This is a genomic window from Mycobacterium sp. IS-1496, assembly GCF_001499995.1.
Lineage (GTDB): Bacteria > Actinomycetota > Actinomycetes > Mycobacteriales > Mycobacteriaceae > Mycobacterium.
This window is the reverse complement of the sequence record NZ_LQIU01000034.1, coordinates 94,004-112,286: the sequence shown is the minus strand read 5'-3', so window position 1 is coordinate 112,286 and position 18,283 is coordinate 94,004. Positions and strand designations below refer to the sequence as shown.

The window sequence follows — 18,283 nt, the reverse complement described above, 5'->3', positions numbered from 1 at the left end:
CAAGTTAGCAAGCGCTCAACCGCCCGCCGTGCGGGCCAGCTTGATCGCCGCCGCCTCGATGGTGTCCTCGCTCAGCAGTACCTGGAGTGCGGCGTCGCCGAGCGGTATGAAGCTGTCACGGCCGGCCACCCGGTCGACCCGGCCGGTGTATCCGTGGGCCAGCAGCTCGGCGAGTACGCCTTCACCCACCCCACCGGTCTCGCGGGTCTCGTCGACGATGAGCACCCGCCCGGTGGCCTGCGCCTCGCGGAGCATGTCCTCGACGGGCAGCGGCGCGAGCCAGCGCAGGTCGACGACGCGGGTGGTGATGTGCAGGCGTTCGAGCCGCCGCGCCACCCGCAGGCTCATCCACAGCCCGTTCCCGAAGGTGAGGATCGTCAGGTCGGCGCCGTCGCCGTGGGTACGCGCCCGGCCGATCGGGGCTGCCGTCCCCGTCAGCGGCGCCAGCCACTGTTCGTCGCCGTCGATGTGCAGATCCTTGGTGTGGTACAGCGCGATCGGCTCGAGGTAGAGACACACCGCCCCCGCCGTCTTCGCCGCGGCCACGCACGCCTGCATCATCGCCGCGGCGTCGTCCGGACGTGCCGGAGAGGCGATCACCACCCCGGGAATGTCGCGCATCGCCGCGATCGAGTTGTCGTTGTGGAAGTGCCCGCCGAAGCCCTTCTGGTACCCGTAGCCGGCGACGCGCACCACCATGGGGTTGCGGTACTGCCGGTCGGCGAAGAACTGCAGCGTGGCGGCCTCGCCGCGGATCTGGTCGGCGGCGTTGTGGAAGTACGCCAGGTACTGGATCTCGGGAATGGGCAGCAGGCCGGACACCCCGGCGCCGAGGGCGAGACCGAGGATGGCCTGCTCGTCGAGCAGGGTGTCGAAAACCCGCGCCTGACCGGCCTTCTGCTGCAGGCCGCGGGTGACGCCGTACACGCCGCCCTTGCGCGCCACGTCCTCGCCGAAGATCAGCGTCTCGGGGTGGCGGGCCAATGTGTCGGCCAGGGCGCGGTTGATGGCCTGCGCCACCGTCACCGGCGAGGCGGACGGTTCCCACGGCGCGGGAGCGCTCGACGCGGCGACCGCCTCGTCGAGGGTCTCGCGAAGCGGCCGTTCGACGGCGGCCGCGCTGTCGAGTTGCGGCGCGTCCATCACCTCGCCGGCCAGGTCGAGCACCTCGCGGCGGGTGGCCTCGTATCGCTCGAGCACCTCCGCCGGTGACAGGACACCGTGGGCGACAAACGCTTTCGCGGCACTGAGCACCGGGTCGCGCTCGAAGTCGGCGAAGATCTCGTCGGGACGTCGGTAGCCCGGTTCGTAGTCGGATCCCGCGTGGCCCATCAGCCGAACCGTGGTCAGGTGCAGGAACGCGGGACGACGGTGACTTCTCACGTATTCGGCTGCGGCTCTGGCAGTCTCGAGACTGTCAACCAGGTCTGACCCGTCCGCGGCGAAATACTGCAACCCTTCGCGCCGCGCATACGTGCGGGCGACCCAGCCCCGCGGTGTCTTGGTGGAGATGCCGATACCGTTGTCCTCGCAGACGAACAGCAGGGGCATCGGCATGCCCTGATAGGCGGTGTGCATGGCGGTGTTGAGCGCGCCGACCGCGGTCGAGTGGTTGACCGAGGCGTCGCCGAAACTGCACACCGTGACCGCATCGTCCGGCCAGTGGCAGGCCACGTCGAGTTTGCGGGCACGGGCCGTCGAGAACGCCACCCCGACGGCACGCGGCAGGTGTGAGGCGATTGTGCTGGTCTGCGGGATGATGCTGAGGTCGGCGCGGCCGAACACCTTGTGCCGACCACCGGAGATCGGCTCGCCGGTGGCCGCGACGAGCCCAAGAAGCACGTCCCGGATCCCGCGGGTGAGCCCGCCGTCGACCTGCTGGGCGCGGGCCATGAAGAACCCGCCCGAGCGGTAGTGCAGCAACGCCGGGTCGGTGGGCCGCAGCGCCGCGGCAACCGCGGCGTTGCTCTCGTGGCCGGACGATCCGATCGTGTAGTAACCGCGGCCCTGCGCGCGCAGCCATCGGGCGGCGAGGTCGAGGTGCCGGCTGGCGAGCGCGGCACCGAACAGCGCACGCGCCTCGCGCACCGTCACCGTCGAACCGTCACGCACAGGGTCGTCGTCGCCGCGCCGCGGTGCGGTGGGCTCGGGCAGGGCCGAGATCGTCGTCGTGAAGTGTTCGTCGAGGGCTTCACGTTTGGTGCTGTCAGCCATCACGTCACACCAGGTCGATGGCCTCGGCGATGGAGGGCAGCACCCGGCTCGGGCGGAACGGATACCGCTCGACGTCCTCGACGCTCGTCGACCCGGTCAGCACCAGAATGGTCTCCAGACCCGCCTCGATGCCCGCGACGACGTCGGTGTCCATCCGGTCGCCCACCATCACCGTGCTCTCCGAATGCGCCTCGATGCGGTTGAGCGCGCTGCGGAACATCATCGGATTCGGTTTGCCCACGAAATACGGCTCCCTGCCGGTGGCCTTGGTGATCATGGCGGCCACCGATCCGGTGGCCGGCAGCGGCCCCTCCGCGGAGGGGCCGGTCACGTCCGGGTTGGTGGCGATGAACCGGGCACCGCCGAGGATCAGCCGGACGGCCTTGGTGATCGCCTCGAACGAGTACGTGCGGGTCTCCCCCAACACCACGAAATCCGGTGCGACGTCGGTCAGCGTGTACCCCGCCTCGTGCAGCGCGGTGGTCAGACCGGCCTCGCCGATGACGTAGGCCGACCCGCCCGGCAACTGGTCGGCCAGAAACGTCGCGGTGGCCAGCGCCGAGGTCCAGATCGACTCCTCCGGCACGATGAGCCCCGACCGCGCCAGCCGGGCCGCCAGGTCGCGCGGGGTGAAGATCGAGTTGTTCGTCAGCACCAGGAAGGGTCGCTCGCGTTCGACGAGTCGGGCGAGGAATTCGGCGGCGCCCGGAAGGGCGTGCTCTTCGCGGACGAGCACGCCGTCCATGTCGGTGAGCCAGCATCTGGCGGTGGATCGCACGCGTTCAGTGTGTCAACTGTGTCGCACGTGCACCGCCCGAACGTCGATGCCGGCAGGCGCGGTTAGGGTCTGCGGTGTGAGCGAGCCCGGACACGTCCCACCCGGTCTGACCCTGCAGAACTGGCAGACCGTTCCCCATCTGCACTGGGCTTTCCAGCACCTCGCCGACTTCCTGCCCACCGCGCGGATCTCGCGGGGCACCGGCCCCGTCGCACAGATGCCCGCACGGGCTGCTGCACTGTCGGACATCGTGTTACCGGGCGGGACGGACACCGTCGGCGACGTGATGGGCGCGACCGCGACCGACGGGTGGATCGTCACCCGCCACGGCGAGGTCCTCGAGGAGCGGTATCCGGCGGGCATGCTCCCCGACACCCCGCACCTGCTGATGTCGGTCAGCAAGACCCTGGTCGCCACGGTCGCCGGGGTGCTGATCGGCGAGGGCGCGCTGGCACCCGACGCCCTGCTGAGCACCTACGTCCCGGCGTTGGCGGAGTGCGGCTATGCCGGCGCGACCGTGCGTCACCTGCTCGACATGCGTTCGGGCATCGCGTTCTCCGAGGACTATCTCGACCCACTGGCCGAGGTGCGGTTGCTCGAACAGGCGATCGGCTGGGCGCCTCGCACGGTGCCGGACCTGCCCGACACCATGTACGGCTTCCTGCTGACCCTGCGCCGGAAGAGCCCGCACGGCGGGCCGTTCGACTACCGCTCGTGTGAGACCGACGTGCTGGGCTGGGTGTGTGAAGCCGCGGGCGGCACCCGCATGCCGACCCTGATGTCGGACCTGCTCTGGAGTCGCATCGGGGCGCAGGCCGACGCGGTGATCGGCGTCGACCGCGAGGGCACCGGCATGTTCGACGGCGGGATCAACGCCTGTCTGCGCGATCTGGTCCGGGTGGGCACGTTGTTCCTCAACGACGGAGTCTCGCTGACGGGCAGCCAGGTCGTGACGCCGTCCTGGATCGCCGACACACTCACCGGCGGTGCGGACTCCCGCGACGCGTTCGCGGCGGGCCGCGACACCGCCCGCTTCCCGGGCGGGATGTACCGCAACAAGTGCTGGCTGCCGTACCCGGGGGACGACGTGGTGCTGTGCCTGGGCATCCACGGCCAGATGATCTACGTCAACCGGCCCGCGGGCGTGGTCGCGGCAAAACTGTCGAGCTGGGCGCTGCCCGAGGAGGACGACAAACTGAGGGCCACGATCGCGGCGTTCGACGCGATCGCCGCCGAATTCCGGTGAGAGCGCGGTCGGCTACTCCGGCAGCCGCAGTTCCGGCTTCTCCACCTCTTCGATGTTGACGTCCTTGAACGTGATCACCCGAACCTGTTTCACAAATCGGGCGGGCCGGTACATGTCCCACACCCACGCATCGGCCAACCGCAGCTCGAAGTACACCTCGCCGTTGGCGTTGCGCGGCACCATCTCCACGCTGTTGGCCAGATAGAACCGGCGCTCGGTCTCCACCACGTAACTGAACTGCCCGACGATGTCCTTGTACTCGCGGTACAGCGACAGCTCCATCTCGGTTTCGTACTTCTCGAGATCCTCGGCGCTCATCAGTACTGCAGTCCTTCACGTCGGTATGGCACGGCCGGTCGATGTCCACTCATGCGGCTGATCGCCATCCTCCCCCTACCCGAGTTCACAGCACTGCCCGGGTTCGGCATCGGTCAGCCCCCCGCTGATCTGCGGGGTACCCGCGGTGACCAATCGGCGCACGTTGATGAACGAATATCGGTGCTGCGGGCACGGTCCGAGTTCGGCCAGGGCGGCGGTGTGCGCCGGTGTGCCGTACCCCTTGTGCTCGGCGAAACCGTACCCGGGGTAATCGCGTTCCATCGCCACCATCAACCGGTCGCGGCTGACCTTGGCCAGCACGCTGGCCGCCGCGATACAGGCCGCCGCGGCGTCACCGCCGACCACCGGCAGCGACGGCGTCGGCAGCCCCGGCACGCGGAATCCGTCCGACAGCACGTAACCCGGCCGCACGGACAGACCGGCCACCGCCCGCCGCATCCCCTCGATGTTGGCGACGTGCACCCCGCGCCGGTCCACCTCGTCGGACGGGATGAACACCACGTGGTACGCCAGCGCGTAGCGGCGGATCAGCGGGAACAACCGGTCGCGCTCCTTCTCGCCCAGCTTCTTCGAATCGTCGAGCGCGGCCAGGCTCTCCAACCGGTTCGGCCCGAGCACGCACGCCGCGACCACCAGTGGGCCGGCGCAGGCGCCGCGGCCCACCTCGTCCACCCCCGCCACCGGCCCGAGCCCGTTGCGGTAGAGCGCCGACTCCAGAGTGCGCAGACCGGAGGCCTTGCGGATCACCGTGCGGGGCGGCCAGGACGCCGGCAAGCTCAAGCCCCCGGCTCTTCGCGCAAGCGCTCATCGCAAGCCCCCGGCTCTTCGCGCAAGCGGCTCATTCGCGGTTCTCCTACGGTCCCTACTGGTTCGGATCGGCGGTGGCGGTCTGCGGGTTCACCGACCCGACGCCGCCCCATCTCCCCGGCGGCCAGGCGATGAACCGTGCCTTCCCGATCACATTGTCCACCGGAATGGTGCCCGCTTCCGGGTCACCGGTGCACAGCAGGCCGCGCTGCGCGTCACCGGGCAGGTTCGTGCAGTGCGCGCGCGAGTCGGCCGAATGCGTGCGGTTGTCCCCCATCACCCACAGCTTGTCCTCGGGGACGGTGACCGGCCCGAACTCGTTGCCCAGGCAGGGGTAGACGGCAGGGTCGGCCATCATCGTCTTGGGGTCCAGATACGGCTCCTCGAGCCGTTTGCCGTCGACGGTCAGTCCGGTGGCCGCGCGGCACTCGACGGTCTGACCGCCCACCGCGATCACTCGCTTGACCAAGTCGTTCTCGTCCGGCGGGACGAATCCCACGACGGACAGGGCGTTCTGCAGGAAGCGAACGGCGGGATTGTCCGACCGGATCGACTTGTAGCCGATGTTCCAGTTGGGCGGACCCTTGAACACGATGACGTCGCCGGGTGCCGGCTCGGTGAACCGGTAGGTGACCTTGTCGACCATGATGCGGTCACCGACACAGCCGGGACACCCGTGCAGGGTGGGTTCCATCGACTCCGACGGAATCAGGTACGGCCGCGCGACGAACGTGAGCATCACGTAGTACAGAACGATCGCGATGGTGACCAGGATGGCCAGTTCGCGCAGCGCCGAGTGTTTGCGGCCGGGGGTCTCGTCCTGGTCGTCGGCGTGCGGTTCGGCGTCGGATTCAGGCCTGCCGACAACGTCCTCGGACGACGACTCGGGCTTATCGGTCACGGCTTCAGACTAGCCAGCACACGGACCGATGCCCGTCAGCGCCGTGGCGGGTCAGCGCTTCTCCTTGATCTTCGCCTTCTTGCCGCGAAGCTCGCGCAGGTAGTACAGCTTCGCGCGGCGGACGTCACCACGGGTGACGACGTCGATGTGGTCGATGTTGGGCGAGTGCACGGGGAACGTACGCTCCACGCCGACGCCGTAGCTCTCCTTGCGCACCGTGAAGGTCTCGCGGATGCCACCGCCCTGGCGGCGGATGACGACGCCCTTGAAGACCTGGATGCGTTCCTTCGAGCCCTCGATCACCTTCACGTGCACGTTGACGGTGTCGCCGGGGCCGAAAGCCGGGATGTCGTCGCGCAGCGACGCCTGATCAACGAAGTCCAGCGTGTTCATCGGTGACACTTCCTTGTTGCTTTGCGGCGTGGGCGGGCTGTGCGAACAGCGCGCGCCGGGCCGGTGGGTACGGACGCTTTCGGGGCGTATCCCGCAGCGGACGACAGGGGCGCACCCCACGTCCTGCGCGGACAACTGCTCAATTGTGCCAGACGGGCACCGGTCCAGTGAAATCGCCGCCTCGCACCGCGCTCTGGACGGCCTGCGCTGATCAGCGACGCCACGAGGTACACGTTAGGCTTGGGTTAGTAGTTCGCCGCACCCGGTGCGCCGAGACGATTCCCGCCAGAGGCGCCCCCAGCTATCGAGAGAAGGAGAGCCATGCGACGGCCGTCGGTGCTGTTGACGGCCACCGCGGCAAGCATGGCCGTGGCAGTGGTCGTCTCAGGGTGTGAGGCGCGCGTGTACGGCACGCCGCCACATCCCGACGGCCCGCACCTCACCGTCGTCGCACCTCACGGCGCCATGGCGCCGCTACCCGAGGCATCGCCCGATCAGCCCGCCGCGTCGTTCGAGGGGCTCGACGACCGGGTGCGGCTCGCCACCGATCAGGCCGCCGATGAAGGTGCCGACGTCACCGTGCTGATCAAGGACCGCAACACCGGGCAGCTCGTGTCCAACGGCAACGGCCGCGGGATCGCGATCGCGTCGGTGGTGAAACTCTTCATCGCCGACGATCTGTTGCTCAGCGGTGAACCGTTGTCACCCGAGGACGTCGCGAACTTCCGGTCGATGTTGCGGTCGTCCGACGACAGCGCGGCCGAGGTCTTCTGGAACCGGGGCGGGGGCAGCGCGATCATCACCCGCGTCGCGAAGCGCTACGGCCTCGGCGGCACCCGTCCTCCCGGCGACGGACGCTGGTGGAACACCGTCAGCACGGCAGCGGACCTGGTGCGCTACTACGACATGCTGCTCTCCGGCGCGGGCGGTCTGCCCCGCGATAAGGCGGACGTGATCGTGGACAACCTCGCCGCCTCGACGCCCAACGGCGTCGACGGCACCCAGCCCGGCGGGGTGTACCCGCAGCGGTTCGGCATCCCCGAGGGCCTGTACGCGGTGCCGGTGGCGGTCAAGCAGGGCTGGATGTGCTGCATCGGCTCGGACTGGATGCACCTGTCGACCGGCGTCATCGGCGCGGACCGCCGCTACATCATGGTGATCGGCTCCGATCAGCCGACCGGTGCCGCCGAAGCCCGCGCCACCATCACCCAGGCGGTCAAGACGATGTTCCCGGGCGGCCGGATCTAGTTGTCGCCCAACAGGTCCGGGCGTCTCTCCCGGGTCCGGGCGAGCGACTGCTCGTGCCGCCACGCCGCGACCTTCGCGTGGTCGCCGGACAGCAGCACCCCGGGCACGTCCAGTCCCCGCCAACTCGGCGGCCGTGTGTAACTCGGCCCCTCGAGCAGACCCGCGGAGTGCGAGTCGTCGGCGTGTGAGGCGGGATTGCCGAGCACCTCGGGCAGCAGCCGCACGACGGCCTCGACCATCACCAGCGTCGCGGACTCGCCGCCGTTGAGCACGTAATCGCCGATGGAGACCTCCGCCACGCGCATCCGCCGGGCGGCGTCGTCGACGACCCGCTGATCGATGCCCTCGTAGCGCCCGCAGGCGAACACCAGATGGCGCTCGGTGCTCCACTGCTGTGCGGTGGCCTGGTCGAACAGCCGCCCCGCCGGGGTCGGGACGACGAGCAGCGTGTCGTCGCTGCAGACGTCGTCGAGCGCCGCCCCCCACACCGGCGCCTTCATCACCATGCCGGGACCGCCGCCGTAGGGGGCATCGTCGACCGAACGGTGCACATCGTGGGTCCACGCGCGAAGGTCGTGGACGCCGAGCTGGATGCGCCCGGAGTCGATCGCCTTGCCGGGCAACGACTCTCGGAGAGGATCGAGGTAGCGCGGGAAGATGGTGATCACGTCAATACGCACGGCTGCGCACCCTCTACTCCGGGTCCAGCAGACCCTCGGGCGGATCGATCTCCACCAGACCGTCGGCCAGCGACACCCGGGGCACGATCGCCGTGACGAACGGCACGAGCACCTCGGCTCCCTCCGGGGTGTTCACCGACAGCAGTTCGCCTGCCGCGGTGTGCAACACCTCGGCCACCCTGCCGACGTCCGCACCGTCGACCGTGCGCACGAGCAGTCCTTCGAGTTGGTGGTCGTAATACTCGTCGGGGTCCTCGATCGGCGGCAGGTCTTCGCTGTCGACGAGGAACACCGTTCCACGCAGCGCATCGGCGGCGGTCCGGTCGGCCACCCCGTCGAGGCGCAGCAGCAGCCGGCCCCCGTGCGGCCGAACGGATTCGACGACATAGCGGCGCTCGGCGCCACCCCTGGGGGCGCGGCCGCGCAACTGGGCGCCCGGCACGAACCGGGCGTCGGGATCGTCGGTGCGGACCTCGACGACCAGTTCACCGGTGACGCCGTGCGCCTTGGCGACCCGGCCGACTACGAGGTCCATGAACGGTGTTCGTTCGCTACTGGTCGGTGTCCACCACGTCGACGCGGATGCCCCGCCCGCCGATGCCGGCGACCAGGGTGCGCAGCGCCGTCGCAGTGCGACCGCCGCGACCGATGACCTTGCCGAGGTCTTCGGGGTGCACATGCACCTCGACCGTCCGACCGCGCCGGTTGGTCACCATGTCGACCCGCACATCGTCGGGATTGTCGACGATTCCGCGGACGAGGTGTTCGACAGCGTCGACGACGACTGAGCTCACGGTGCCGCTCAGCTCTCAGTGGCGCCGGCGACCGTGGCGTCCTCGCCCTCAGCGGCGGGCTCGGACTTGTCGGCGTTACCGGCCGGATCGGCGGTCGCCTCGATGTCGGAGGCCGCCTTCTTGGCTGCGGGCGCCTTCTTCTTCTTCGGCTGGGTGGCCTCGGTGCTCGGCCCGCCCTCGGCCTCGGCCAGAGCGGCGTTGAACAGATCGAGCTTGCTGGGCTTGGGCTCCTTGACCTTGAGCGTGCCCTCCGCGCCCGGCAGACCCTTGAACTTCTGCCAGTCGCCGGTGATCTTGAGCAGCTGCAGCACCGGTTCGGTGGGCTGCGCGCCGACGCCGAGCCAGTACTGGGCGCGCTCGGAGTCGACCTGGATCAGGCTCGGCTCCTCCTTGGGGTGGTACCGGCCGATGACCTCGATGGAGCGGCCGTCGCGGCGGGTGCGCGCGTCGGCGACGACGATGCGGTACTGGGGGTTGCGGATCTTGCCCAGACGGGTCAGCTTGATCTTGACAGCCATGGTGAAGCGATACTCCTCATGCGTTGCCACGCTGCAATTCAGCGATGCGGGCGGGGTTGCCCGATCCGGTTTTGCCTCGCGTGTGTGACCACCGCGCGGCCGGAGTCGCGGGCGGACAGCGGTCCATTGTGCCAGACCGGCGGGCCCGGTCGGAAATCGCTCATACCGGGCACACTGGTGCCATGCCACTACGTCAAAGACTGCTCACCAGCATGGCCGAACAGCTGGGCCGCCCGCACGGACGCCTCGGCGGAGTCGTCGCCGGAGCCCTCAACCGCGGTAACGGCCAGGCCATCGCGACGGCGGTGGCCGCCGCGCAGGTGCCGGCCGGCGGGGTTGCCGCCGACATCGGATTCGGGGGCGGCGCGGGCCTGCGCCTGCTCGTCGACGCGGTCGGCACCGGCGGCACGGTGCACGGTGTGGAGCTCTCCGGCGACATGCTCGACCGGGCCCGGCGGCAGTTCCGCCGCGACATCGACAGCGGCCGGCTGCAGCTTGCAGAGGGTTCGCTCACCGCGCTGCCGCTCGGCGACGCCACGCTCGACGCGGCGATCACCGTCAACACCCTGTACTTCGTCGACGATCTGGATGCCGTGTGCACCGAATTCGCGCGGACCCTGCGGCCCGGCGGCCGCGCCGCCATCGGCGTGGGTGATCCGGAGGGGATGCGCCGGCTGCCCGTGACGCCGTACGGTTTCCGGCTGCGTCCGGTGGACGACATCGTCGCCGCGCTGGAACGGGCCGGGCTGACCGTCACCGTGCAGACCCGGGCCGACGGTCGGCTCCCCCGCCACACGATCACCGCCCAGCGACCGGCCTGACCCTTCGTCGCCGCGCTCACACCAGCTTGTCGAAGCACTTCTCCTCGACGCGGCGGGTCATCCGCCACCCGTCGGCGGTGCGGGCGAACTCGTCGACGTACCAGATGCCGACGAAGTACACCTGTCCGCTGTCACCGCCCATCACCATCGGGTTGAAGCAGATCGTGCGCGAGGTCGCCGTGTCACCGGACACCCGGACGTCGAAGTTGCCCACCAGGTGTGAGTAGGCCGGGAAGTTGGGCAGCACGTCGGCCAACCACTTCTTCACCTCGGGGTACGGACCGTCCACGCCGCCCGTGGCGCGGTAGTCGATGTAGGCGTCCGGGGTGAACACCCGGTCGAGGTCGTCGAACCGGCGCTGGTCGATCGCCGAGGAGTAGTCGACCATCAACTGCTGGATCTCCAGCCGGTCCGAGATTTCCGCCAGGCTCAACATGGATCGATTGAACACGATTAGGCTCACCCGCCATGGGGAGGCTCGTCACTCTGCTCGCAATCCTGCTCACCGCGCTGGGGCTCGTCGCCGCACCCGCCGCGACCGCCGACATCGACATCCAGCCCGCTGGGTCGGTCCCGATTCCCGCCGGTCCGGCGGAGGCGTGGATCGTGGCGGACATGGACACCGGCCAGGTGCTGGCCGGCCGCAACGACAACACCCGCTACGCCCCCGCCAGCACGATCAAGACGCTGCTCGCCCAGGTGGTGCTCGACGAGGTGCCGCTGGACACGACGATCGTGGCCGAGGAGGCGGACACCAGGGTGGAGTGCAACTGTGCCGGGGTGGCCCCGGGGCGCGAGTACACCGCCCGTCAGCTGCTCGAGGCCCTGTTGCTGGTGTCGGGCAACGACGCCGCCAACACGCTGGCCCGCATGCTCGGCGGTATGGACGCCGCCGTGGCGAAGATGAACGGCAGAGCCGCCCTGCTCGGCGCGTACGGCACCAATGTGGCGACCCCGTCGGGATTGGACGGGCCCGGGATGCCGTTCTGGTCCACCCCCCACGACCTTGCCGTGATCTTCCGGGCAGCGATGGCCGATCCGGTGTTCGCCCAGATCACCGCCATGCCCTCGACGGTGTTCCCGACGAAGGCCGGGGACGCCGTCCTGGTCAACCAGAACGAGCTGTTGCGCCGCTACCCCGGCGCCATCGGCGGCAAGACCGGGTTCACCGACATCGCCCGCAAGACGTTCGTCGGCGCGGCCCAGCGTGACGGCCGGCGGCTGGTGGTCGTGCTCATGCACGGGCTGGTCAAGGAGGGTGGCCCCACCTACTGGGATCAGGCGGCCGGCCTTCTCGACTGGGGTTTCGGGCTGGACCGCAGCGCGAGCGTCGGAGCTCTGTAGCGGCCGACCGAAACACGATGTCATTGACTCGCAACGGTTTCGAGACCGATCCGAGGCGTAAGCGCCGTTAGGCTCTGGCGCCGTGGCCTGTTCGCGTTCGCGGTGGTGGTCGCGGACGCTCATCGCGGGATGCGCGCTCGTGATGACGATGTCGTCGGTCGGCGTGGTGACGGGATCGCCTGCCGCCGTTGCCCAACCGCAACCGGCGGGCGCCGTCACCCTGCCCGAGGGCCCGGCACAGGCCTGGCTGCTCGCGGACCTCGACTCGGGCCGGGTCCTGGCCAGCCGCAATCCCTACGAACCGCACGCCCCCGCGAGCACGATCAAGGTCCTGCTCGCCATGGTGGTGCTCGACCATCTCTCGCCGGACAACTTCGCGCGGGCCAACGCGTCGCACACCCAGGTCGAATGTTCTTGTGTCGGACTCGAACCCGGCCAGGCCTACACCACCCGCCAGTTGCTGGCGGCCTTGCTCATGGTGTCGGGCAACGATGCGGCCAACATGCTCGCCGACATGCTGGGCGGCCAGCGCGCCGCGGTCGCGGCGATGAACCGCAAGGCCGCGCTGGTCGGCGCGAAGGCCACCAGGGCCTCGTCGCCGTCCGGGCTCGACGGACCCGGTTGGGAGTCGATCACCACACCGCATGATCTGGCCGTGATGTTGCGGGCCGCGTTGAAGTATCCGTTGATCGCGCAGATCATGCGGTCGCCGTCGGCGTCGTTCCCGGGTAAGACGCTGACCAACCAGAACGAGTTGCTCAGCCGCTACCCCGGCGACATCGCAGGCAAGACGGGTTTCACGAACCTCGCCCGCAAGACGTATCTCGGTGCGGCACAGCGTGGTACCCGCCGCCTGGTCGTGGTGCAGATGTACGGCACCGGCGATCTGTACGGTCAGGCGATCGGGTTGTTCGACTGGGGCTTCAGCCAGCCCTGACCTACGGCCGAGCGCTAGAAGACCCGGCCTCGCAGGATCACCATGGCCGGGTCGTTGACGACGGCGGCACCGCGGCGCGGATCGTCGGCGTAGCAGACCAGATCAGCGGGCGCGCCGTCGACCAGAGCCGGCCGGCCCAGCCAGGCGCGCGCATCCCAGCACGCCGCCCCCAGCGCATCGGTCGCGCTCATCCCGATTCCGCGCAGGGCGTCGATCTCGTCACCGATGCGGCCGTGGGCGATCGTGCTGCCGGCGTCGGTGCCCGCGTAGATGGGCACACCGGCTTCGCGGGCGGCGGCCACGCGTGCATAGCTGCGCCGGTGGAGGTCGCGCATGTGGGCGGCGTAGGTCGGGTACTTGCCCGCCGAATCGGCGATGCCCGGGAAGTTCTCGAGGTTGATCAGAGTCGGCACGAGCGCGGTGCCGCGTTCGACCATCATCTCGATGGTGTCGTCGGTGAGGCCGGTGCCGTGTTCGATGCAGTCGATCCCGGCGCCGATCAGCCCGGGCAGCGCATCCTCGCCGAAGACGTGCGCGGTCACCCGGGCGCCGTTGGCGTGGGCTGCGTCGATCGCCTGCTTGAGGATCTCGTCGTCCCACAGCGGCGCCAGATCGCCGATCGACCGGTCGATCCAGTCGCCGACCAGCTTCACCCAGCCGTCGCCGCGGCGCGCCTGCTCGGCGACGATCGCGGGCAGGTGCGATTCGTCCTCGACGTCGACGGCGTAACCGGCGATGTAGCGCTTGGGTTTGGCCACGTGCCGCCCGGCGCGGATGATCCGCGGCAGATCGTCGCGGTCGTCGAGGCTGCGGGTGTCGGTGGGCGAACCGCAGTCGCGCAGCAGCAGCGCGCCGACGCCGCGTTCGGTCTCGGCCTGCGCGGCCGCCTCCTCGATGCCGACCGCACCTCCGGGCACCGGCCCGAGCCCGACATGGCAGTGCGCGTCGACCAGTCCGGGCACGATCCAGCCACCGTCGAAGACGGTGTCGGCGCCGGCGACGGGTTCAGCGCGCAAGACGCCGCGGGATCCACCCTCTTCGGGCGAGCCCTCATCGACCACCCACCACTCGACCGGCTGCCCGTCGGGCAGTCCGCGGCCGCGCACGTGCAGCGCGCGCATCAGTTCTTGGGGAACTTCAGCTTGCTCAGGTCGAAGTCGGCCAGACCGGGCGGCAGCTCGTCGAGGCCCTTGGGCATGTTCGACAGGTCGGGGAACCCGGCGGGCATCCCGGGCATGCCCGCGCCGAGCGGGTTGCGGTTCTTCGGCGGTGTCGGACCCCGACCCTTCTTGCCCTTCTGCTTGTTCTTGCCCTTCGCGGCCTTACGGGTGTTCTTGCCGCGCCCGAACGGCATGCCCATCTGGCCTGCCATCTGCGACATCATCTTGCGGGCCTCGAAGAACCGGTCGACGAGCTGATTGACCTCGGACACCGTCACGCCGGAGCCGTTGGCGATCCGGAGCCGGCGGGAGGCGTTGATGATCTTCGGATCGGCGCGTTCGGCCGGTGTCATACCGCGGATGATGGCCTGCACCCGGTCGAGTTGGCTGTCGTCGACGGCGGCCAGCGCATCCTTCATCTGGCCTGCGCCGGGGAGCATGCCGAGCAGGTTGCCGATCGGGCCCATCTTGCGGATGGCGAGCATCTGCTCGAGGAAGTCCTCGAGGGTGAGCTCGCCGCTGCCGATCTTGGCCGCGGTGGCCTCGGCCTGCGCCGCGTCGAAATGCTGTTCGGCCTGCTCGATGAGGGTCAGCACGTCGCCCATGCCGAGGATCCGGCTGGCCATCCGGTCGGGGTGGAAGACGTCGAAGTCCTCGAGCTTCTCCCCGGCCGAGGCGAACAGGATCGGCACGCCGGTGACCTCGCGGACCGACAGCGCGGCGCCGCCGCGGGCGTCGCCGTCGAGTTTGGTCAGCACGACGCCGGTGAACCCGACGCCCTCCCGGAACGCCTCGGCGGTGGTGACCGCGTCCTGGCCGATCATCGCGTCGAGGACGAACAGCACCTCGTCGGGGTCGACGGCGGCGCGGATCGCGGCGGCCTGACCCATCAGCTCCTCGTCGATGCCCAGCCGGCCCGCGGTGTCGACGATCACGACGTCGAAGTGCTTGGCCCTGGCCTCGGCGAGGCCCGCGGCGGCCACCGCGACCGGGTCAGCGGTGCCCTTGACCTCCGGCGCGCCGGGCGCGGTACCGGGGTGCGGCGCGAACACCGACACACCGGCGCGCTCGCCGACGATCTGGAGCTGGTTGACGGCGCCGGGACGCTGCAGGTCGCAGGCCACCAGCAGCGGGGTGTGGCCCTGCCCGCGCAGCCACTTGGCGAGCTTTCCGGCCAGCGTCGTCTTACCGGAACCCTGCAGGCCGGCGAGCATGATGACCGTCGGCGGGGTCTTGGCGTAGGCCAGCGGGCGGGTCTCCCCGCCGAGGATGCCGATGAGCTCCTCGTTGACGATCTTGACGACCTGCTGGGCGGGGTTCAGCGCGGCCGAGACCTCGGCACCCTTGGCGCGTTCCTTGATGCGCGCGACGAACGCGCGCACCACCGGCAGTGAGACGTCGGCCTCCAGCAGCGCCAGCCGGATCTCCCGGGCGGTCGCGTCGATGTCGGCGTCGGTCAACCGGCCTTTGTTGCGCAGCCCCTGCAGGGCACCGGTCAACCGGTCGGACAAGGATTCGAACACGGTGTCCACCTTAACGGTCGAGGTCTGATTCCCCGCCGGGCGGCGCTCGGGCGCCGGCCCCGCTCAGCTCGCCTGTTCGGCGGGCTTGGGGGGTGGTGGCGGGGTGGGCAGCACCGCGTAGAGGTCGCGTTCCAGTTCGGCGCGGATGGTCTGGCGGTCGGCGTCGCTGCCGGTGGCCAGGGCGGGCACCGCGATGCCGAACACGTCGACCACCGACGATCCCAGCGTGGTGACCTTCGCCCAGGCGATGTCCACCCCGTCGCGTTCGAACACCGCGGTCAACCGTGCCAGCAGCCCGGCCCGGTCGATGGTGCGGATCTGCACGACGACTTCGCCCGGTGACGCACCGCCCGACCACAGGACGCGCGGTGGGGCCGGGACGTGGTTCGCCGGCACCGCGGCGAGGATCTCCCCCGCCCGCGAGGTGCCGTACTGGGCGGCCTCGCGTTCGCGCCGCTCGAGCGCCGCGAGCACGTCGAGTTCACCGTCGAGGGCGAGCATGAACTGCTGGCGCAGCAGCCCGGCCGCGGGCGGCGCACCGAAGTGCGGGGACACCACGAAGGTGTTGATCGCCGAACCCTGATGGCTGTTCACCGAGGCGGAGTGCACGCGCAGCGAGTTCAGCGCCAGCACGCCCGCGGCCTTGGACAGCAGCCCGCGGCGGTCCGGGGCGATCATCGTCACCTGGTGGATGTGGGGACTGTCGGTCGGGGTGAGCTCGACGTGGACGCCGACCGCACCGGCCAGTTCGAGATGCCGGGGGTCGATCGGGTCCGGATGCGGCAGCGGTTCGCCCGCCATCACCAGCCGGCACCGCCGTACCAGGTCACCGATCAGCGAGGCCTTCCAGTCGCCCCACACCCCCGGGCCGGTGGCCAACGAGTCCGCCTCGGCCAGCGTGTGCAGCAGTTCCAGCAGCACCAGGTCGCCGCCGAGCTTGTGCACCACCGCGTCGATGGTCTTGGGGTCCTGAAGGTCGCGGCGCGTCGCGGTGTCCGGCAGCAGCAGGTGATAGCGCACCATCTTCGACAGCAGCTCGATGTCCGACGGCCACAACCCCAGCCGGGTGCCGATCTGATCGGCGAGCTCGGCGCCGATCACGCTGTGGTCCCCGCCGCGCCCCTTACCGATGTCGTGGCACAGCGCGCCCAGCACCAGAAGGTCCGGCCGTGAGACCCGGGTGGTGAAAGCACTTGCGCGCGAGACGGTTTCCACCGAATGACGGTCGACGGTCCAGATGTGCACGACGTCGCGCGGCGGCAGGTCCCGCACCGCCCCCCATTCGGGGAAGAGCCGGCCCCACAGCCCGGTACGGTCCAGCGCCTCGATGGTCGGCACCACCGCCGGACCCACGCCCAGCATCACGAGCAGATCCTTGAGCGCCTCCCGCGGCCACGGTGTCCGCAGTTCGGGCGCGTTCTCGGCGAGCCGGCTCAGCGTCGACACCGCCATCGGCAGCCCCGTGGTGGCCGACGCCGCGGCCACCCGCAGGATCAGTCCGGGATCGCGCTCCGGGCGGGCGTCGCGGGCGAGGATCACCTCCCCGGCGTATTCCACGACCCCTTCGTCGAGCGGCCGGCGCACCGGCCGGCGCAGCGCGGCGAAACCGCGGCGCGGCAGCGCGTTGGCGGCCGTGCGCAGGCCGGCGTCGACGTAGTAGCTGATGGTGCGGGCGGCGTCGGAGAGCATGCGGGCCAGGTCGAACCGGTCACCGATGCGCAGCGCGGCGCCGATCTCGTCGGCGTACTGCGCCAGCAGCAGGTCGCGACCGCGGCCCGACACCCGGTGCAGTTCGGTGCGCACGTTGAGCAGCGCCAGGTGCGCCCCGCCGAGCGTGCCCGTCGGCGAGGCCAGTGCCGGGCTCGGGTACACGTCGGCCAACTGAGCGATCGCCAGCGCGTTGAGCAGCTGCACGTCGCGCAGCCCGCCCCGGCCGGATTTGAGGTCGGGCTCGGCCCGGTGGGCGATCTCGCCGCTGCGCTGCCAGCGCGCCTGGGTGTGCTCGACGAGTTCGGCGAAGCGCGGCGCGATGCCGGTACGCCACTGTCTGCGGGCTCCGCCGACGAGCAGGTTCGACAGGTCCGCGTCGCCGGCGATGTGGCGCACCTCCAGCATCGCCAGCCCCGCCGCGATGTCCTCACCGGCGACCTTCAGCGCCTCGGGCACCGTCCGCACGCTGTGGTCGAGCCGAATGTTGGCGTCCCACAACGGGTACCACAACAGCTCGGCGACCTGGCTGACCACATCGGCGGGCATGTTGTCGTGCAGCAGCATCAGATCGAGATCCGAGTACGGCAGCAGTTCGCCGCGGCCCAGCCCGCCCGTCGCGACGATCGCGAAACCACTGGTCGCGGTGATGCCGATCTCGTTCGCCTTTGTGCCGAGCCAGAATTCGTGCAGATCGAGCAGCGCGTCACGCAGCGCTGCGGTGTCGAGGGGACGCGGCCCGCCGGTGAGCAGCTGTTGAGTCGCCTTGACGAGATCGCTGGCGGGGCGCAACGAGCCCGCCGCCGGCGCCGTCCATCTGGGGGCGCCGGCGGCGGGATCGTGTTGTCTGCCTGGTGGTTGTGTCATATCGGA

At 70.0% G+C, this 18,283-nt stretch carries 19 protein-coding genes; 5 read left to right on the top strand and 14 right to left on the bottom strand.

Going from position 1 to position 18,283, the window contains the following annotated elements:
- Positions 1-15: 15 nt before the first annotated feature.
- The gene (locus AU195_RS17595; RefSeq protein WP_059160441.1) at positions 16-2,214 is read right to left on the bottom strand and encodes a thiamine pyrophosphate-dependent enzyme; all 2,199 of its coding nucleotides are present in this window, start codon (positions 2,212-2,214) and stop codon (positions 16-18) included.
- 4 nt (positions 2,215-2,218) lie between these two features.
- Positions 2,219-2,992 (bottom strand): HAD-IIA family hydrolase, encoded by a 774-nt coding sequence (locus AU195_RS17590; protein ID WP_059160335.1) that lies wholly within the window; start codon positions 2,990-2,992, stop codon positions 2,219-2,221.
- A gap of 76 nt (positions 2,993-3,068) precedes the next feature.
- On the opposite strand from AU195_RS17590, the gene AU195_RS17585 reads away from it, so the two are divergent.
- Positions 3,069-4,238, top strand: coding sequence for a serine hydrolase domain-containing protein (locus AU195_RS17585; RefSeq protein ID WP_502687356.1), 1,170 nt, complete (start codon positions 3,069-3,071; stop codon positions 4,236-4,238).
- 12 nt (positions 4,239-4,250) lie between these two features.
- On the opposite strand, the gene AU195_RS17580 is transcribed toward AU195_RS17585, so the two are convergent.
- The 4 genes from AU195_RS17580 to rplS all read right to left on the bottom strand — a co-directional run bounded on the left by AU195_RS17580 (position 4,251) and on the right by rplS (position 6,678).
- Positions 4,251-4,556 carry a DUF2469 domain-containing protein gene (locus AU195_RS17580; RefSeq protein WP_011559372.1) on the bottom strand — a complete coding sequence of 102 codons (306 nt, stop codon included), beginning with the start codon at positions 4,554-4,556 and terminating at the stop codon, positions 4,251-4,253.
- Positions 4,557-4,631: 75 nt separating this feature from the next.
- A complete protein-coding gene (locus AU195_RS17575; RefSeq protein WP_059160440.1) occupies positions 4,632-5,351 on the bottom strand; it encodes a ribonuclease HII in 720 nt (239 codons plus the stop codon).
- A gap of 88 nt (positions 5,352-5,439) precedes the next feature.
- Entirely contained in the window at positions 5,440-6,285 is an 846-nt protein-coding gene (gene lepB / locus AU195_RS17570) for a signal peptidase I (protein WP_059160333.1), read from the bottom strand.
- A 51-nt stretch (positions 6,286-6,336) separates the two neighbouring features.
- Positions 6,337-6,678 (bottom strand): 50S ribosomal protein L19, encoded by a 342-nt coding sequence (gene rplS / locus AU195_RS17565; RefSeq protein ID WP_059093674.1) that lies wholly within the window; start codon positions 6,676-6,678, stop codon positions 6,337-6,339.
- Between the two features lie 321 nt (positions 6,679-6,999).
- On the opposite strand from rplS, the gene AU195_RS17560 reads away from it, so the two are divergent.
- On the top strand, positions 7,000-7,926 hold the full coding sequence (locus tag AU195_RS17560; protein ID WP_059160332.1) for a hypothetical protein: 927 nt from the start codon (positions 7,000-7,002) through the stop codon (positions 7,924-7,926).
- Here AU195_RS17560 and trmD read toward each other — a convergent pair.
- The 4 genes from trmD to rpsP are packed head-to-tail and all read right to left on the bottom strand — an operon-like array spanning position 7,923 to position 9,918.
- On the bottom strand, positions 7,923-8,606 hold the full coding sequence (gene trmD / locus AU195_RS17555; RefSeq protein WP_059160331.1) for a tRNA (guanosine(37)-N1)-methyltransferase TrmD: 684 nt from the start codon (positions 8,604-8,606) through the stop codon (positions 7,923-7,925). The two genes, AU195_RS17560 and trmD, sit on opposite strands and share 4 nt — an antisense overlap.
- A 13-nt stretch (positions 8,607-8,619) precedes the next feature.
- Positions 8,620-9,141, bottom strand: coding sequence for a ribosome maturation factor RimM (gene rimM / locus AU195_RS17550; protein WP_059160330.1), 522 nt, complete (start codon positions 9,139-9,141; stop codon positions 8,620-8,622).
- Positions 9,142-9,157: 16 nt separating this feature from the next.
- The gene (locus tag AU195_RS17545; protein ID WP_005148848.1) at positions 9,158-9,400 is read right to left on the bottom strand and encodes an RNA-binding protein; all 243 of its coding nucleotides are present in this window, start codon (positions 9,398-9,400) and stop codon (positions 9,158-9,160) included.
- A gap of 8 nt (positions 9,401-9,408) precedes the next feature.
- Positions 9,409-9,918 (bottom strand): 30S ribosomal protein S16, encoded by a 510-nt coding sequence (rpsP, locus tag AU195_RS17540; protein WP_059160329.1) that lies wholly within the window; start codon positions 9,916-9,918, stop codon positions 9,409-9,411.
- A 182-nt stretch (positions 9,919-10,100) separates the two neighbouring features.
- On the opposite strand from rpsP, the gene AU195_RS17535 reads away from it, so the two are divergent.
- Positions 10,101-10,739 carry a class I SAM-dependent methyltransferase gene (locus AU195_RS17535; RefSeq protein WP_059160328.1) on the top strand — a complete coding sequence of 213 codons (639 nt, stop codon included), beginning with the start codon at positions 10,101-10,103 and terminating at the stop codon, positions 10,737-10,739.
- A gap of 16 nt (positions 10,740-10,755) precedes the next feature.
- Here the strand turns inward: AU195_RS17535 and AU195_RS17530 are convergent, their stop codons facing one another.
- Positions 10,756-11,175 (bottom strand): nuclear transport factor 2 family protein, encoded by a 420-nt coding sequence (locus AU195_RS17530; protein WP_059160327.1) that lies wholly within the window; start codon positions 11,173-11,175, stop codon positions 10,756-10,758.
- A 32-nt stretch (positions 11,176-11,207) separates the two neighbouring features.
- Here AU195_RS17530 and AU195_RS17525 point away from each other — a divergent pair, with 32 nt between their 5' ends.
- Together AU195_RS17525 and AU195_RS17520 are read left to right on the top strand one after the other, a co-directional pair.
- Positions 11,208-12,083, top strand: coding sequence for a D-alanyl-D-alanine carboxypeptidase family protein (locus AU195_RS17525; RefSeq protein ID WP_059160326.1), 876 nt, complete (start codon positions 11,208-11,210; stop codon positions 12,081-12,083).
- Positions 12,084-12,225: 142 nt separating this feature from the next.
- Positions 12,226-13,020: a D-alanyl-D-alanine carboxypeptidase family protein gene (locus AU195_RS17520; RefSeq protein WP_059160439.1), complete on the top strand. Its 795-nt coding sequence runs from the start codon at positions 12,226-12,228 to the stop codon at positions 13,018-13,020.
- Between the two features lie 14 nt (positions 13,021-13,034).
- Here AU195_RS17520 and AU195_RS17515 read toward each other — a convergent pair whose 3' ends face one another.
- The 3 genes from AU195_RS17515 to AU195_RS17505 all read right to left on the bottom strand — a co-directional run bounded on the left by AU195_RS17515 (position 13,035) and on the right by AU195_RS17505 (position 18,277).
- A complete protein-coding gene (locus AU195_RS17515; RefSeq protein WP_059160325.1) occupies positions 13,035-14,141 on the bottom strand; it encodes an amidohydrolase family protein in 1,107 nt (368 codons plus the stop codon).
- The gene (ffh, locus tag AU195_RS17510) at positions 14,141-15,703 is read right to left on the bottom strand and encodes a signal recognition particle protein (protein ID WP_059093725.1); all 1,563 of its coding nucleotides are present in this window, start codon (positions 15,701-15,703) and stop codon (positions 14,141-14,143) included. The genes AU195_RS17515 and ffh overlap by 1 nt, the downstream gene beginning before the upstream one ends.
- A gap of 63 nt (positions 15,704-15,766) precedes the next feature.
- Complete coding sequence (locus AU195_RS17505) at positions 15,767-18,277, bottom strand: [protein-PII] uridylyltransferase (RefSeq protein ID WP_059160324.1); 2,511 nt, start codon at positions 18,275-18,277, stop codon at positions 15,767-15,769.
- Positions 18,278-18,283: the final 6 nt, after the last annotated feature.

What these genes read in the sequence shown, in the direction of transcription:
- AU195_RS17535 (WP_059160328.1), top strand. Translation starts at nt 10,101, where the DNA reads ATGCCACTACGTCAAAGACTGCTCACCAGCATGGCCGAACAGCTGGGC.
- rplS (WP_059093674.1), bottom strand. Translation starts at nt 6,678, where the DNA reads ATGAACACGCTGGACTTCGTTGATCAGGCGTCGCTGCGCGACGACATC.
- AU195_RS17530 (WP_059160327.1), bottom strand. Translation starts at nt 11,175, where the DNA reads ATGTTGAGCCTGGCGGAAATCTCGGACCGGCTGGAGATCCAGCAGTTG.
- AU195_RS17525 (WP_059160326.1), top strand. Translation starts at nt 11,208, where the DNA reads ATGGGGAGGCTCGTCACTCTGCTCGCAATCCTGCTCACCGCGCTGGGG.
- rimM (WP_059160330.1), bottom strand. Translation starts at nt 9,141, where the DNA reads ATGGACCTCGTAGTCGGCCGGGTCGCCAAGGCGCACGGCGTCACCGGT.
- rpsP (WP_059160329.1), bottom strand. Translation starts at nt 9,918, where the DNA reads ATGGCTGTCAAGATCAAGCTGACCCGTCTGGGCAAGATCCGCAACCCC.
- AU195_RS17560 (WP_059160332.1), top strand. Translation starts at nt 7,000, where the DNA reads ATGCGACGGCCGTCGGTGCTGTTGACGGCCACCGCGGCAAGCATGGCC.
- AU195_RS17520 (WP_059160439.1), top strand. Translation starts at nt 12,226, where the DNA reads ATGACGATGTCGTCGGTCGGCGTGGTGACGGGATCGCCTGCCGCCGTT.
- AU195_RS17595 (WP_059160441.1), bottom strand. Translation starts at nt 2,214, where the DNA reads ATGGCTGACAGCACCAAACGTGAAGCCCTCGACGAACACTTCACGACG.
- AU195_RS17515 (WP_059160325.1), bottom strand. Translation starts at nt 14,141, where the DNA reads ATGCGCGCGCTGCACGTGCGCGGCCGCGGACTGCCCGACGGGCAGCCG.
- AU195_RS17580 (WP_011559372.1), bottom strand. Translation starts at nt 4,556, where the DNA reads ATGAGCGCCGAGGATCTCGAGAAGTACGAAACCGAGATGGAGCTGTCG.
- AU195_RS17505 (WP_059160324.1), bottom strand. Translation starts at nt 18,277, where the DNA reads ATGACACAACCACCAGGCAGACAACACGATCCCGCCGCCGGCGCCCCC.